This is a genomic window from Pseudomonas putida, from assembly GCF_026625125.1.
Classification (GTDB): Bacteria; Pseudomonadota; Gammaproteobacteria; order Pseudomonadales; family Pseudomonadaceae; genus Aquipseudomonas; species Aquipseudomonas putida_X.
Map to the genome: position 1 here is coordinate 5167963 of NZ_CP113097.1, position 15306 is coordinate 5183268.

At 63.5% G+C, this 15306-nt stretch carries 12 protein-coding genes; all 12 read left to right on the plus strand.

Annotated features, from left to right (window positions below):
• The first annotated feature begins 86 nt into the window (after positions 1 to 86).
• The gene (locus tag OSW16_RS23800; protein WP_267818998.1) at positions 87 to 1466 is read left to right on the plus strand and encodes a diguanylate cyclase; all 1380 of its coding nucleotides are present in this window, start codon (positions 87 to 89) and stop codon (positions 1464 to 1466) included.
• Between the two features lie 1295 nt (positions 1467 to 2761).
• Complete coding sequence (locus tag OSW16_RS27240; protein WP_372490510.1) at positions 2762 to 3541, plus strand: methyl-accepting chemotaxis protein; 780 nt, start codon at positions 2762 to 2764, stop codon at positions 3539 to 3541.
• A 76-nt stretch (positions 3542 to 3617) separates the two neighbouring features.
• Entirely contained in the window at positions 3618 to 5399 is a 1782-nt protein-coding gene (locus OSW16_RS23810; RefSeq protein WP_267819002.1) for a protein-disulfide reductase DsbD, read from the plus strand.
• A 179-nt stretch (positions 5400 to 5578) separates the two neighbouring features.
• Complete coding sequence (gene aroQ, locus OSW16_RS23815; RefSeq protein ID WP_241806182.1) at positions 5579 to 6031, plus strand: type II 3-dehydroquinate dehydratase; 453 nt, start codon at positions 5579 to 5581, stop codon at positions 6029 to 6031.
• Between the two features lie 101 nt (positions 6032 to 6132).
• On the plus strand, positions 6133 to 6594 hold the full coding sequence (accB, locus tag OSW16_RS23820; RefSeq protein WP_241806183.1) for an acetyl-CoA carboxylase biotin carboxyl carrier protein: 462 nt from the start codon (positions 6133 to 6135) through the stop codon (positions 6592 to 6594).
• A gap of 17 nt (positions 6595 to 6611) precedes the next feature.
• Positions 6612 to 7967 carry an acetyl-CoA carboxylase biotin carboxylase subunit gene (accC, locus tag OSW16_RS23825; RefSeq protein ID WP_012316407.1) on the plus strand — a complete coding sequence of 452 codons (1356 nt, stop codon included), beginning with the start codon at positions 6612 to 6614 and terminating at the stop codon, positions 7965 to 7967.
• Between the two features lie 292 nt (positions 7968 to 8259).
• Positions 8260 to 9138, plus strand: a complete 879-nt coding sequence (prmA, locus tag OSW16_RS23830; RefSeq protein ID WP_267819006.1) for a 50S ribosomal protein L11 methyltransferase — start codon at positions 8260 to 8262, stop codon at positions 9136 to 9138.
• Between the two features lie 42 nt (positions 9139 to 9180).
• Positions 9181 to 10509, plus strand: coding sequence for a DUF3426 domain-containing protein (locus OSW16_RS23835; RefSeq protein ID WP_267819008.1), 1329 nt, complete (start codon positions 9181 to 9183; stop codon positions 10507 to 10509).
• A 206-nt stretch (positions 10510 to 10715) separates the two neighbouring features.
• Positions 10716 to 11729, plus strand: coding sequence for a tRNA dihydrouridine synthase DusB (gene dusB / locus OSW16_RS23840; RefSeq protein WP_241806187.1), 1014 nt, complete (start codon positions 10716 to 10718; stop codon positions 11727 to 11729).
• The gene (fis, locus tag OSW16_RS23845) at positions 11726 to 12046 is read left to right on the plus strand and encodes a DNA-binding transcriptional regulator Fis (protein ID WP_008093076.1); all 321 of its coding nucleotides are present in this window, start codon (positions 11726 to 11728) and stop codon (positions 12044 to 12046) included. The genes dusB and fis overlap by 4 nt, the downstream gene beginning before the upstream one ends.
• A gap of 81 nt (positions 12047 to 12127) precedes the next feature.
• Positions 12128 to 13735 (plus strand): bifunctional phosphoribosylaminoimidazolecarboxamide formyltransferase/IMP cyclohydrolase, encoded by a 1608-nt coding sequence (gene purH, locus OSW16_RS23850; RefSeq protein WP_241806188.1) that lies wholly within the window; start codon positions 12128 to 12130, stop codon positions 13733 to 13735.
• A gap of 167 nt (positions 13736 to 13902) precedes the next feature.
• A complete protein-coding gene (purD, locus tag OSW16_RS23855) occupies positions 13903 to 15204 on the plus strand; it encodes a phosphoribosylamine--glycine ligase (protein ID WP_267819018.1) in 1302 nt (433 codons plus the stop codon).
• Positions 15205 to 15306: the final 102 nt, after the last annotated feature.

The window sequence follows — 15306 nt, forward strand, 5'->3', positions numbered from 1 at the left end:
TGATCCGCCGCACTCGCATGGGTGAAAAGAACTGCTAGCATAGAGCCATCATCGCACCTGCACATCCACTAATAAGTAGTCAGGACATGACCCAAGCCGCGGAGCCGAGCCAAGAGCGCCTCAAGCAGGAGCTCGATCAACTGCTGCAACGCCTGTCGCGCACAGGTTTGCGCAAGGGCGACCAACTTGACCAGTTGACCCTGCCACCTGCCCGCAGGCCGGTGTATCTGCTGCTGCGCGACCACGAACGTGCCGAGCGTCTGGCCCAGCAGCTGGAGTTCTTCGGCCTGAGCGTGCAACCGCTGTTCAGCGTCGACGCGTTGCTGGCCTCTGTGGCAGAGCTGGGGCCATCTGCCATCGTGATGGATGTCGACTTCAGCGGGCCGGGTTGCGGCATGCAACTGGCGGCGCAGGTGCAGTCGGGGCTGGAGCAGCCGATCCCGCTGTTGTTCTTCAGCCTGAACGAAGCGGACACGCCAACGCGCCTGGCCGCCGTGCGCGCAGGTGGCCAAGCGTTTCTCACCGGCACACTGGAGGCCTCCAGCCTGCTTGAGAAGCTTGAGATCATGACCAGCACCGCGCCGCTTGAACCACTGCGCGTGCTGATCATCGACGACTCACGCACCCAGGCGCTGCACACCGAACGCGTGCTGGGCAGCGCCGGCATGATCACCCGCAGCCTGACCGACCCGATCCGCGCCATGGCCGAGCTGGCTGATTTTCAGCCCGACCTGATCATTCTCGACCTCTACATGCCCGCCTGCTCCGGCCCGGAACTGGCCAAGGTGATCCGCCACAACGACCGCTACGTCAGCGTACCGATCATCTACCTGTCCGCCGAGGACGACCTGGACAAACAGCTCGATGCCATGAGCGAGGGCGGCGACGACTTTTTGACCAAGCCGATCCGCTCACGCCACCTGATCACCACCGTGCGCAACCGCGCTGCGCGTGCGCGCCACCTCAAGTCGCGCATGGTCCGCGACAGCCTTACCGGCCTGTACAACCACACGCACATCCTGCAACTGCTGGAGGACTGTAGCTTTCGCGCCCGTCGCGAGGGCCAGCCGCTGAGCTTTGCCATGCTCGACATCGACCACTTCAAGAAGATCAACGACCGCCATGGCCACCCCATGGGCGACCGGGTGATCAAGAGCCTGGCGCTTTTTCTCAAGCAACGGCTGCGCAAGACCGACTTCATCGGCCGCTATGGCGGCGAAGAATTCGCCATCGTCATGCCCAACACCGCATTGGATGCCGCCCACAAGGTGCTGGATGAGATTCGCCGACGCTTCGCCGAAATTCTCTACCCCGCGCAGCCCTGCGACCTGCAGTGCACCTTCAGTGCCGGGATCGTGCAACTGGACGATGAGCTCGATGCATTGAGCATGGCCAGCACCGCAGATGAGGCGCTGTATCGGGCCAAGCATGCCGGGCGCAACTGTGTAGTCCGGGTCGAGCCCTGAGCGGCCGACCCGCGCCAACAAGATAGCCTTGAGCCATCATCGTCATCACCGCGTCACAAAATAGCAATAACTTCAGGCACCTACCTCCCCACCCCCGCAGGAAGTTAGCGGCTATGCGCCTGAAGTGGCTGACCAATTTCAACACCCTGTTACTGGTGACCGTGTGTATCGCGTTGGGTGCAACCCTGTGGTGGTCGCAGCGTGCCCTGGAGCGCCCCTATCAATTGATGGAACGCTATCTGGGCCTGTCGCAGCAGTTCCAGAACCAGGCCGCGCGCAACATCCAGGCCTATCTGGGCAGCGGCGACGCCCTGCGCCATGCGGCGGCGCTGGAGGCCAACCAACAGCTTGCGCAGGCACTCGCCGACTGGCCTGAAGCGCTGGCCGACCAATTGCGCCCAAGCCTTGATAGCCTGCAAGCCTTCACCGCCAACGAGCTGCTCGCGGCTGGCAAACTGGCCGGCGACCCTCAAGCCCTGCTGTTGCAGGCCGAGCGTGAGCTGGGCGCCAATCTCGAACAGCTGGCCAACTATGCCCGCGACAGTGACAGCAGCGAGGCTAGCCGTTATCTGCTGCCGTTGTTCGACGCCAGCGTCCACCTGGGCCGCTTGTCACTGGCCCGTGACAAACTGGTCAGCAGCGGCCGCGCCGAACTGGCCGACGAGGTGGAACGCGAGCTGCAATTGATCCGCGCCCAGGCTCAGGTCATCGACAACCTGCCGTTGCTGGGCGTGACCCGCGCCGCCGAATCCAACGCCGATGATTTCGCTGCCATGATGGGCCTGGAAACGCAGGCCGCAGGGGAGCAGGAAGACGTTGCCGTTGGCCTCAAACGCGAATTGCAAAGCCTGCTCAACCGCTACCCGGGCGAACTGCAACGGACCCGCGACCAGATCGAACGGCGTACCGTGCTGGCCGCCAGCACCAACGAACGGCTCGACGCCGTGCAAAAGGCCATTGCCAGCCTTGAGCCTGAAGTGCGCGGCCAGCATGCCCGTATCGCCAGCGAAGTGCGCCTGATCCAAGGCCTGATGATCGGCCTGATCCTGCTGATCGCCCTGCTCATCGACACCTTGCAGCGGCGGCTGACGCGTACCCTGACTGGCTTGGCCCCGGCGCTGTCACGATGGGCCGAAGGCGACTTCGCCGCCCCCATCGCCCTGGGCAAGACCAACCGCGAGTTGCACGACATCCAGGAATCGCTCAATCGCCTGCGTCAGTACCTGGTAGAGCTGGTCGGCACCATCCGCCACAACGCCGAGCAGGTGGCCGGCAGCAGTCACGCACTGGCCGGCATGAGCGCTGCCCTGCATGACGGCGCAGAGCGCCAGGCGGGTGACACCGGGCAGATCCGCGATGCACTGGGCGAACTGGAGGCCACCATTTTGCAAGTGGCCGGTGATGCCAGCTCTGCGGCCGATGCCAGCCGCGCTGCCGGCCGCGCCGTGGAGCAAGGCCAGACGGTTATCGGCCAGAGCCTTGGCGGGCTGCGCACGCTGGTCGATGAAGTACAGGGCAATGCACGCATGATCGAACAGCTGGCCGAGGAGTCGGCCACCATCGGCGGTGTGCTCACGGTGATCAGGTCGATCGCCGAGCAGACCAACCTGCTGGCGTTGAACGCCGCCATCGAAGCCGCCCGCGCGGGCGAGATGGGCCGCGGCTTTGCCGTGGTCGCAGACGAGGTACGCTCGCTGGCGCAACGCACCACTGGCGCCACTGGCGAGATCCAGGCCTTGATCGACCGGCTGCAGCAGGCGGCAAGGGAATCGGTGACGGGCATGCGCGCGCAACTGGAACACGCCCAAGCTACAGCTGACCAGGCACAGGCTGCCGATGGCGCGCTGGACGAAATCGTCAACGCGATCCGCACCATAGCCAATACCGCAGTGCGCATTGCTGACGTCACGGCGCAGCAGAGTGATGCGGTGAGCGAGATCCGGGGGCACAGCGAGCGGATTCATGAACTGGGTGAAGACAACCTGCAGCGCATCGGTGAAGGGCGTGAGCAGGGCGAGCAATTGCTGACCCTTGGTGGCGAACTGAACCGGGCGGTGCGGGCCTTCAGGCTGTGATCGTTTGCCTGCCCCGCCCCCCAACGAAGGCCAACTCCGTTATCATGCCCGGCACGTTCCACCCCGCGAGGACGCCATGCGCCGCCTGTTTTTCCTGCTTTTCCTGCTGCTGGCCAGCCCTGCCTTCGCCACGGGCCTGCTCGACAACCGCCCCAGCGCCACCCTCGGCGCCGCCTCGCTGAGCAACAGCGCAGACTTTCTGCCAGTACACGAAGCCTTCAAGCTCAGCCTGGTCCAGGCTGATGCGCACACCCTCAAGCTGCGCTTCGTCGCCACCGACGGCTATTACCTCTACCGCCATCGCTTCCAGTTTCGCACCGAGCCGGCAGACATCGCCCTGGGCTCGCCGAACATTCCCAAGGGCGAGGCCAAACACGATGAGTTCTTCGGCGACGTCGAGGTCTACCACGGCGTACTGGACATCGAACTGCCGCGCACCGACGCTCGCGCCTTCACCCTGCTGGTCGGCTACCAGGGCTGTGCCGACAAGGGCCTGTGCTACCCGCCAGAGACGGCACGCCTGAGCATCGACGGCGCAGGGGGTAGCACCGCCGACGCCCCCGCGACGGCCAGCGAACAAGGCTGGAGCTGGAAATCACTGCTGCTGTTCTTCCTCGCCGGGGTTGGCCTGACCTTCACGCCCTGCGTGTTGCCGATGCTGCCGATCCTCTCTGGCGTGGTCTTGCGTGGCCAGGTCGGTGGCCTGCGCGGCCTGGCCCTGTCGCTGGCCTATGTGCTGGCCATGGCCGCCAGTTTCGCCATGTTGGGCGCATTGATGGGCCTGTTCGGTGCAAGCCTGAACCTGCAGGCGCGGCTGCAATCGGCGTGGGTGCTGGTGCCTTTCGCGCTGTTCTTCGTGCTGTTCGCCCTGGCCATGTTCGGCCTGTTCGAACTCAAACTGCCACAGGCCTTGAGCAATCGCCTCGATACCCTCGCCCACCGCACCAAGGGCGGCTCGCTGCTGGGCGCAGCGGTGCTGGGGGTGCTGTCCAGCCTGCTGGTTTCGCCGTGCGTCTCGGCACCTCTGGCCGGCGCCTTGCTGTATATCAGTGCCAGCGGTGACGCCCTGGGTGGCGCTCTCAAACTGTTCGCCCTGGGCCTGGGCATGGGCGCGCCGTTGCTGGTGGTGGCCACGGGGGGCGCGGCCTGGCTGCCAAAGAGCGGGCCTTGGCTGAACACCGTGAAAAACGCTATTGGTGTACTGCTGCTGGGCCTCGCCATCGGCCTGCTCAGCCGCGTACTGCCGGGGCCGGCGACCTTGTTGCTGGTCGGGTTCCTGAGCGTGGGCGTGGCCGTTTTCCTCGGGGCGCTGGAGTTCGTGGTCAAGGCGCCACGCCAACGTCTGGCGCAACTGCTGGGCCTGGCCCTGCTGGTGTACGGCCTGGCCTGCTGGTACGGCGCCCTGCATGGCCAGGGCGACCCGCTGCGCCCATTGCCAGCACCCGCGCCGGCAAGTGCCGGCAGTGGCCCGGCAGCCTCGGTGGATGCCTGGCAAACCGTCACCACGCCTGCTGCACTCGACGCGGCACTGGCCGAGGCGAAAGCGGCGGGGCAGCCCGTGTTGCTCGACTGGTACGCCGACTGGTGCATCAGTTGCAAGGTCATCGAGCATGAAGTCCTCAACGCAGCGCAGGTCCAACCCCAACTGAGCGCCTTCAAGTTGCTGCGTTTCGACATCACCGAAAGCAACGCCGAGCAACGTACTCTGCTCGACCGCTATCAGCTGTTCGGCCCGCCTGCACTGTTGTTCTTTGCCGCGAACGGCAGCGAAATGACCACCGATCGGGTCATTGGCGAGATAAACGCCGCCGAATTCGCGGGTATTCTGGCGCGCGTGCGCGGCAAACTCGGTCTATAACTTCCCGCGTGCCGGCATAATTCTGCGAAGGAGTGACCAGATTTAATTTTTTGGTCACATACTTCGCGCGAACCTCGGACATCGTGCTGGCTATTGCCGGGAACTGGACACTTGCGGTCGCTTTACGGCACACTCGCCGCGCTGTGTCGAATTGCCCTACAAATCCAAGGAATCTGCAGATGGCAACGCTACTGGTGCTTCACGGCCCCAACCTGAACATGCTCGGGCTCCGCGAACCGAGCCACTACGGCGCCGTGACCCTGGCCCAGATCAACCAGGACCTGGAGCAGCGCGCGCGCGCCGCGGGCCATCACCTGCAATACCTGCAGAGCAATGCCGAGTACGAGCTGATCGACCGGATTCACGCCGCACGCAACGAGGGTGTGGACTTCATCCTGATCAATCCGGCTGCTTTCACCCACACAAGCGTCGCATTACGTGACGCATTGCTTTCGGTGAGCATCCCATTCATCGAAGTGCACCTGTCAAACGTGCACAAACGCGAACCGTTCCGTCACCACTCCTACTTCTCCGATGTAGCCGTAGGGGTGATCTGCGGTCTGGGCGCCAGCGGGTATCGCCTGGCCCTGGAGGCCGCACTGGAACAACTGGCTGCCAACGCACAGCCCTGATGATAGAAGCCCTGGCCTGAGTGGGCCGGGGTTCGAGAAAAACGTTTCAGATACGTTTTTAACTTATGCCCCCTGACCGAACCTTTGGGAGTTGATGATTAATGGATATCCGTAAAGTCAAGAAACTGATCGAGCTGCTGGAAGAGTCTGGCATCGACGAACTGGAGATCAAGGAAGGCGAAGAGTCGGTCCGTATCAGCCGTCATAGCAAGACCCCAGCCGCTCAGCAGTTCTACGCACCTGCGCCAATGGCTGCCGCACCTGCTGCTGCTCCAGTCGCTGCTGCTGCGCCGGCTGCCGAAGCTGCCGCCACTGCCCCGGCGCTCAAAGGCACCGTGATCCGCTCGCCAATGGTCGGCACCTTCTACCGCAAACCTTCGCCGACCTCGCCGAACTTCGCTGAAGTGGGCCAGAGCGTGAAGAAAGGCGACACGCTGTGCATCGTCGAAGCGATGAAGATGATGAACCACATCGAAGCCGATATCGGCGGCGTTATCGACGCCATCCTGGTGGAAGACGGTCAGCCGGTTGAGTTCGACCAGCCGCTGTTCACCATCGTTTGATTCGCGGAGAGCCAACGATGTCTGGGAAGCTGGAAAAAGTCCTGATCGCCAACCGCGGGGAAATTGCCCTGCGGATCCTGCGTGCCTGCAAAGAACTGGGCATCAAGACCGTCGCCGTGCACTCCACGGCCGACCGTGAACTGATGCACCTGGGCCTGGCAGACGAGTCGGTCTGCATTGGTCCTGCTTCGTCCAAAGATTCGTACCTGCACATCCCGGCGATCATCGCCGCTGCCGAAGTGACAGGCGCTACCGCCATCCACCCGGGTTACGGCTTCCTCGCAGAGAACGCCGACTTCGCCGAGCAGGTGGAGAAGTCCGGTTTCGCCTTCATCGGCCCGCGCGCCGACACCATTCGCCTGATGGGCGACAAGGTGTCGGCCAAGGACGCGATGATCAAGACCGGCGTACCGACCGTACCAGGTTCCGATGGCCCGCTGCCGGAAGACGAAGAGGTCGCCCTGGCGATCGCCCGTGACGTCGGCTACCCGGTGATCATCAAGGCCGCCGGTGGTGGTGGTGGTCGCGGCATGCGCGTGGTGCACAAGGAAGAGGACCTGATCGCCTCGGCCAAGCTCACCCGTACCGAAGCCGGTGCCGCCTTCGGCAACCCGATGGTCTACCTGGAGAAGTTCCTGACCAACCCACGTCACGTGGAAGTTCAGGTGCTGTCCGACGGCCAGGGCAACGCTATCCACCTGGGCGACCGCGACTGCTCGCTGCAGCGTCGTCACCAGAAAGTACTGGAAGAAGCACCTGCTCCGGGCATCGACGAGAAGGCCCGCCAGGAAGTCTTCAAGCGTTGCGTCGATGCCTGCGTCGAAATCGGCTACCGTGGCGCCGGCACCTTCGAATTCCTGTACGAAAACGGCCGTTTCTACTTCATTGAAATGAACACCCGTGTGCAGGTTGAACACCCGGTCTCGGAAATGGTCACCGGTATCGACATCGTCAAGGAGATGCTCAGCATCGCCGCTGGCAACAAGCTGTCGATCCGTCAGGAAGACGTGGTGATCCGCGGTCACTCGCTGGAGTGCCGGATCAACGCAGAAGACCCGAAGAAGTTCATTCCGAGCCCAGGCAAGGTCAAGCACTTCCACGCCCCGGGTGGCAACGGCGTTCGCGTCGATTCGCACCTGTACAGCGGTTATTCGGTTCCGCCGAACTACGACTCGCTGATCGGCAAGCTGATCACCTACGGCAAAGACCGCGATGAAGCCATGGCCCGCATGCGCAACGCCCTGGACGAAATCGTCGTCGACGGCATCAAGACCAACATCCCGCTGCACCGCGACCTGGTGCGTGATGAAGGTTTCTGCAAAGGCGGCGTGAACATCCACTACCTCGAGCACAAACTGGCCAACCAGGAGTGATCGCGTTAGCGTGATGCAACACGAACCCCGGCCCTGTGCCGGGGTTTTTTGTGGGGCTTTCTCACGCCAACGGTCATGCAGCCCCCCATTTACGGGCCCGATCGCGGGCAAAGCAGCGCCTTCGGTCAGATCACCACACTGAAAAACACTGAAGGGCCTAAGGAAGCCGGCTTGCCGGCCATTGAGCTGCAGGCAGCGCCTCAAGCCATCCACAAACACCCCGCACTCGCGTAAACTGCCAGCCTTCGCGCAGCCTCGGGCTGCCCCTCTCGATTTACCAAAGGTGCCCGCCATGCCTTGGCTGCAAGTACGCCTGGCCATCAGCCCGGAACAAGCCGAAACCTACGAAGACGCCCTGCTCGAAGTCGGCGCCGTGTCGGTCACGTTCATGGACGCCGAAGACCAGCCGATCTTCGAACCCGACCTCAACACCACGCCGCTGTGGTCGCATACCCACCTGCTGGCACTGTTCGAGGCCGACGCCGACCCTGAACAGGTGTTCGCTCACCTGCGCCTGCTGACCGGCACGCAGCTGCCGGAACACCAGGCCGAAGTGATCGAGGATCAGGATTGGGAACGCAGCTGGATGGACAACTTCCAGCCAATGCGCTTCGGCCGCCGCTTGTGGATCGTGCCAAGCTGGCACGAGGCTCCGGAAAAGGACGCCGTGAACCTGCTGCTTGACCCAGGCCTGGCCTTTGGCACCGGCACCCACCCAACCACCGCCCTGTGCCTGGAATGGCTCGACGGCCAGCAGCTCGAAGGCACCCAGGTCCTGGACTTCGGCTGCGGTTCGGGCATTCTGGCGATTGCCGCACTGTTGTTGGGCGCACGCGAAGCGGTCGGTACCGACATCGACGTGCAGGCCATCGAAGCCTCGCGTGACAACGCCCAGCGCAACGGCGTCGCCGACGAGAAGCTGGCGCTGTACCTGCCCGAGCATATGCCGGCCATGCAGGCCGACGTGCTGGTCGCCAATATCCTCGCAGGCCCTTTGGTCTCGCTGGCGCCGCAGCTGTCCGGCCTGGTACGCCCAGGCGGCCTGCTCGCATTGTCTGGCATCCTCGCCGAACAGGGTGAGGAAGTGGCCGCAGCCTACGCTGCCGACTTCGAGCTGGACCCGATCGTCGTACGCGACGGCTGGGTACGCATCAGTGGTCGCCGCCGCTAAGCGGGCCTAAAATACTTTTCTGCACAGCTCCCGGATCGCCGCATGACCGACAGTTTCGTCACCCAGTGCCCGCATTGCCAGACCAGCTTTCGCGTCACCCACCACCAATTGAGCGTGGCGCGTGGGGTCGTGCGCTGCGGCCATTGCCTGCAGGTGTTCAACGCGGCGAAGCAACTGCTGGAGCAGAACCGCGCCAGCGCCGCCCCGGCAGTGCCGCCAATCCCGGCGGTTGGGCCAGTCACTGCGCCCGAGCCACCGGTGAGCGAGCGCCCAGCCGCCGAGCCGCAAGACTGGGCAGCCACAGCGCAAGCCCTCGACGAACTCGACCTGGACCAGGAACTGGCCCGCCTCGAACGCCGTGGCAAGGCAGACGAGCCGCGCCCCGCCGCCCCTGTCGATGCACTACAGGCGCGGCGTAACGAGCCCGCCGCCGAGCCCCATGGCGACGAGCTGTTCGGTAATGCGACCGACGATCACCATGAGCCGCTGGAGCCCGAAGAGCCCGCCCCGGTACTGCTCAAGCCAGAGCCGCTGGACCTGGAGCCTGCCCCGGGCGATCGCACCGAGCCCACGCTGGACGGCAACCTGGACCTGGACTTCGATGATGAACCTGCCGTGCATCGGCCTGCCGAGCGCGACAACCCGAACGACTTCCCCGAGCGGCTGCCGCCAGATGACGAACCCGTTCACGAAAAGGGCCTGAGTGCCCGTGATGATGACGATACGGATCTGCATCTGTCGGCGCACGATGACACCCCTGACCCGGGGCTGACCGGCGAGCGCCTTGAACCTGGCTTCACCGCCAAGGCCTCGCGTGCGTCACGCAAGGAGCCGCTCATCGACGTGGTCGACGACCCTTTGCAACTGGGCTGGGAAAAGCCGCGCCCCCACTGGGGCAAACGCGTGCTCTGGAGCGTGCTCACGCTACTGGCCGCCGGCCTGCTGGCCTTCCAGTACGTGTGGTTCCATTTCGATGAAATGGCGCGCCAGGACCAGTATCGCCCGCTCTTCCAGCAGCTGTGCCCGATGCTTGGCTGCGAGGTGCCTACCCGTGTCGATATCGGCCGGATCAAGAGCAGCAACCTGGTCGTGCGCAGCCACCCGGACTTCAAAGGCGCGCTGATCGTCGACGCGATCATCTACAACCGTGCCCCCTTTGCCCAGCCGTTCCCTCTGCTGGAGCTGCGTTTTGCCGACCTCAATGGCCAATTGATCGCCAGCCGGCGCTTCAAGCCGAGCGAGTATCTCTCGGGTGAACTGGCCGGCCGTGGCGAAATGCCCAGCCAGACGCCAATCCACATTGCACTGGATATCCTCGACCCTGGCCCTAGAGCGGTGAATTACAGCTTGAGCTTCCGCTCCCCCGAATAGACGCCGAGCTGCAAGCTACAAGAGAAGCGAGCCGACAACCGGTCTGCCCCCTCTTGCCGCTTGCAGCTTGCAGCTTGTAGCGCCTGGTCATAAGCCTGCAACTGTTCAGAATTTATCCAAATCCATCTTTATCCGGTCACCGAGAGCGGGTATTATGCCAACCCTTTTTCGACTCCAATGATTCGGCCCCACAACAGGGAACACCTATGTCGGCGGTACGCATCGGCCCATATACACTACGTAACAACCTGATCCTCGCGCCCATGGCCGGGGTCACGGACCAGCCTTTCCGTACACTTTGCAAGCGCCTGGGCGCGGGCATGGTGGTGTCGGAGATGGTCAGCAGCGACATGAGCCTGTGGAACAGCCGCAAGTCCAGCCTGCGCCGCATTCACGAAGGCGATCCCGAGCCGCGCTCGGTACAGATCGCCGGTGGCGATGCGCAGATGATGGCAGCGGCTGCCAGGGCCAACGTCGAAGCTGGCGCCCAGATCATCGATATCAACATGGGTTGCCCGGCAAAAAAAGTCTGCAACAAAGCTGCAGGCTCTGCTTTATTGAGAGATGAAGCTCTGGTCAGCGAGATTCTCCACGCCGTGGTCGGCGCGGTGGACGTCCCGGTGACCCTGAAGATCCGCACCGGTTGGGACCGGGCGAACAAGAACGGCCTGAACGTGGCGAGAATCGCCGAGCAGGCTGGCATCCAGGCGCTGGCGGTGCATGGCCGCACACGCGCCGACCTGTACACCGGCGAAGCCGAATACGACACCATCGCTGCCATCAAGCAGGCGGTGTCCATTCCGGTTTTTGCCAACGGCGATATCACTTCGCCAGAAAAGGCCCGGGCGGTGCTGGACGCCACCGGCGTCGACGGTCTGCTGATTGGCAGGGCCGCCCAAGGGCGGCCCTGGATCTTTCGCGAGATCGAGCATTACCTGGGGACGGGCCAGCATTTGCCGGCCCCGCAGCTGGACGAAGTGGAACGTATTCTGCTGGAGCACCTTGCCGCGCTGCACGCCTTCTATGGCGATGTGATGGGCGTACGTATCGCCCGTAAGCACGTCGGCTGGTACCTGGCAACACGACCCGGCGGCAAGGAGTTTCGCTCCCGGTTCAACGCTTTGGAAGACACACAAGCGCAGTGCGCCAACGTTCGAGCTTTTTTCAGCGAACGTCGACAGAGCCTTGAGACAGAGGACGGACAAGGGGTGGCCGCATGACGATGATGACCGAGACATTAGTGAGTGGAACAACGCCCGTGAGCGACAACGCCAACCTCAAACAGCACCTCAACACGCCGAGCGAAGAGGGCCAGACCCTTCGTGACAGCGTCGAGAAGGCGCTGCACAACTACTTCGCACACCTGGAAGGCGCTACCGTCACTGACGTGTACAACCTGGTGCTCTCCGAAGTAGAGGCGCCCCTGCTCGAAAGCGTGATGAATTACGTCAAGGGCAACCAGACCAAGGCCAGCGAGATGCTCGGGCTCAACCGAGGCACCCTGCGCAAGAAACTCAAGCAGTACGACTTGTTGTAAGCCAGAATCCCAATCAGAAAAGGCGACTCCCTGAACAGAGGCGCCTTTTTTGCTGACTCCACCGCGTTATTGGAATCCGAAATGACCGACCAGACTACCCGCCTGCCAGTCCGCCGCGCCCTGATCAGCGTCTCCGACAAGACCGGTATCCTCGAATTCGCTCGTGAGCTGCAGCAGCTCGGTGTCGAGATCCTGTCCACCGGCGGCACCTACAAGCTGCTCAAGGACAACGGCGTGAACGCGGTGGAAGTGGCCGACTACACGGGCTTCGCCGAAATGATGGACGGCCGGGTCAAGACCCTGCACCCGAAGATCCACGGCGGCATCCTCGGCCGTCGCGGTGTCGACGACGCAATCATGAACGAGCACGGCATCAAGCCGATTGACCTGGTCGCCGTCAACCTGTACCCGTTCGAAGCCACCATCGCCAAGCCTGGCTGCGACCTGCCGACCGCCATCGAGAACATCGACATCGGCGGCCCGACCATGGTCCGTTCGGCTGCCAAGAACCACAAGGACGTCGCCATCGTGGTCAACGCCGGCGACTACGCCAGCGTCCTCGAAGGCCTCAAGGCCGGCGGCCTGACCTACGCCCAACGTTTCGACCTGATGCTCAAGGCCTTCGAGCACACGGCGGCGTACGACGGCATGATCGCCAACTACATGGGCACCATCGACCAGGCCAAGGACACGCTGTCCACTGAAGCACGCAGCGAGTTCCCGCGCACCTTCAACAGCCAGTTCGTCAAGGCTCAGGAAATGCGCTACGGCGAGAACCCGCACCAGAGCGCTGCGTTCTACGTTGAAGCCAACAAAGGCGAAGCCAGCGTTTCCACCGCCATCCAGCTGCAGGGCAAGGCGCTGTCGTTCAACAACGTGGCCGACACCGACGCCGCGCTGGAGTGCGTGAAGAGCTTCGTCAAGCCGGCCTGCGTCATCGTCAAGCATGCCAACCCCTGCGGCGTTGCCGTGGTGCCTGAGGACGAGGGCGGTATCCGCAAGGCCTACGACCTGGCCTACGCCACCGACAGCGAGTCGGCCTTCGGCGGCATCATCGCCTTCAACCGTGAACTGGACGGCGAAACCGCCAAGGCCATCGTCGAGCGCCAGTTCGTCGAAGTGATCATCGCCCCGAAAATCTCCCAGGCGGCCCGCGACGTGGTGGCTGCCAAGCAGAACGTACGTCTGCTGGAGTGCGGCGAGTGGCCAGCCGAGCGTGCCGCCGGTTGGGACTTCAAGCGCGTCAACGGTGGCCTGCTGGTGCAGAGCCGCGACAACGGCATGATCACCGCCGAAGACCTGAAGATCGTCACCAAGCGTGCACCGACCGAGCAGGAAATCCACGATCTGGTGTTCGCCTGGAAGGTGGCCAAGTTCGTCAAGTCCAATGCCATCGTCTACGCCAAGCAGCGCCAGACCATCGGCGTCGGCGCTGGCCAGATGAGCCGCGTCAACTCCGCGCGCATCGCTGCCATCAAGGCAGAGCATGCCGGCCTGCAAGTGCAAGGTGCGGTCATGGCGTCGGACGCGTTCTTCCCGTTCCGTGATGGCATCGACAATGCCGCTAAAGTGGGTATCAGCGCCGTGATCCAGCCCGGTGGTTCGATGCGCGATGCCGAGGTGATCGCTGCCGCTGACGAAGCCGGCATCGCCATGGTATTCACCGGTATGCGCCACTTCCGCCACTGATAGCAGCGGCAAGCTTTACGCTGCAAGCTGCAAGCAAGAGCAGGGCAAATTGCTCCTGCTTGCAGCCACAGCCCCTTGAATCCCTGAGTTGTGAGCACGTGAAAGGATCAGCGCCAACCGCTTTCTTTTGACGCTTGCAGCTTGCAGCTTCTCCGAAGGAGCCTGTAATGAAAGTTTTGATCATCGGCAGCGGCGGCCGTGAGCACGCCCTGGCCTGGAAAGTCGCCCAGGACCCACGCGTCGAGAAAGTATTCGTCGCCCCTGGCAACGCCGGTACCGCCATTGAAGCCAAGTGCGAGAACGTTGCCATCGACGTGACCGCCCTTGAGCAACTGGCAGACTTCGCCGAGAAGAACGTCGACCTGACCATCGTGGGCCCCGAGGCGCCACTGGTCATCGGTGTGGTGGACCTGTTCCGCAGCCGCGGCCTGGACTGCTTCGGCCCGACCAAGGGCGCGGCCCAGCTGGAAGGCTCCAAGGCATTCACCAAGGACTTCCTGGCTCGCCACAAGATCCCGACCGCCGACTACCAGAACTTCACCGAGATCGAGCCGGCCCTGGCCTACCTGCAGGAAAAAGGCGCGCCGATCGTGATCAAGGCCGACGGCCTGGCTGCAGGCAAAGGCGTGATCGTCGCCATGACCCTGGAAGAAGCCGAAGCCGCCGTGCGTGACATGCTCGCAGGCAACGCCTTTGGCGAAGCCGGTTCGCGCGTGGTGATCGAAGAGTTCCTCGACGGCGAGGAAGCCAGCTTTATCGTGATGGTCGACGGCCACAACGTGCTGCCAATGGCCACCAGCCAGGACCACAAGCGCGTGGGTGACCAGGACACCGGCCCGAACACGGGCGGCATGGGTGCCTACTCCCCTGCCCCAGTCGTTACCGCCGATGTCCACCAGCGCGTGATGGACCAGGTGATCTGGCCGACCGTGCGCGGCATGGCCGAAGAAGGCAACGTGTACACCGGCTTCCTGTATGCCGGCCTGATGATCGACAAGGCGGGCAACCCCAAGGTCATCGAGTTCAACTGCCGCTTTGGCGACCCGGAAACCCAGCCAGTCATGCTGCGCCTGGAATCGAGCCTGGTGCTGTTGATCGAAGCCGCTTTCGCCAAGGCACTGGACAAGGTCGAAGCGCAGTGGGACCCGCGCCCGAGCCTGGGTGTGGTGCTGGCTGCCGGCGGGTACCCAGGCGACTACGCCAAGGGCGACGCGATCAGTGGCCTGGAGGCCGCAGCCAAGATCGAAGGCAAGGTGTTCCATGCCGGTACTTCGCTCAAGGACGGCCAGGTCGTGACCAACGGTGGCCGCGTGCTCTGCGCCACGGCCATGGGCAGCACGGTCGCAGATGCCCAGCAGCAGGCTTACCGCCTCGCCAAGGAAGTCACCTGGAACGGTAGCTTCTACCGTACCGACATCGGCTATCGGGCCATTGCCCGCGAGCGCGGTGAACACCAGCAAGAACCTTGACCGGATAGCCGCAGCGTCTTGCGCGTGCGGCTTTCGGCTCGTCGACATGGCCCCCTCGGGGCCTTGCCTTCGACTTGGCGCGCCGCGCATAGTTACTCCACG

Coding starts and splice junctions, on each gene's coding strand:
- OSW16_RS23810 (WP_267819002.1), top strand. CDS start 3,618: ATGCGCCGCCTGTTTTTCCTGCTTTTCCTGCTGCTGGCCAGCCCTGCC.
- dusB (WP_241806187.1), top strand. CDS start 10,716: ATGTCGGCGGTACGCATCGGCCCATATACACTACGTAACAACCTGATC.
- purD (WP_267819018.1), top strand. CDS start 13,903: ATGAAAGTTTTGATCATCGGCAGCGGCGGCCGTGAGCACGCCCTGGCC.
- OSW16_RS23800 (WP_267818998.1), top strand. CDS start 87: ATGACCCAAGCCGCGGAGCCGAGCCAAGAGCGCCTCAAGCAGGAGCTC.
- fis (WP_008093076.1), top strand. CDS start 11,726: ATGACGATGATGACCGAGACATTAGTGAGTGGAACAACGCCCGTGAGC.
- aroQ (WP_241806182.1), top strand. CDS start 5,579: ATGGCAACGCTACTGGTGCTTCACGGCCCCAACCTGAACATGCTCGGG.
- OSW16_RS27240 (WP_372490510.1), top strand. CDS start 2,762: ATGAGCGCTGCCCTGCATGACGGCGCAGAGCGCCAGGCGGGTGACACC.
- accC (WP_012316407.1), top strand. CDS start 6,612: ATGTCTGGGAAGCTGGAAAAAGTCCTGATCGCCAACCGCGGGGAAATT.
- accB (WP_241806183.1), top strand. CDS start 6,133: ATGGATATCCGTAAAGTCAAGAAACTGATCGAGCTGCTGGAAGAGTCT.
- OSW16_RS23835 (WP_267819008.1), top strand. CDS start 9,181: ATGACCGACAGTTTCGTCACCCAGTGCCCGCATTGCCAGACCAGCTTT.
- prmA (WP_267819006.1), top strand. CDS start 8,260: ATGCCTTGGCTGCAAGTACGCCTGGCCATCAGCCCGGAACAAGCCGAA.
- purH (WP_241806188.1), top strand. CDS start 12,128: ATGACCGACCAGACTACCCGCCTGCCAGTCCGCCGCGCCCTGATCAGC.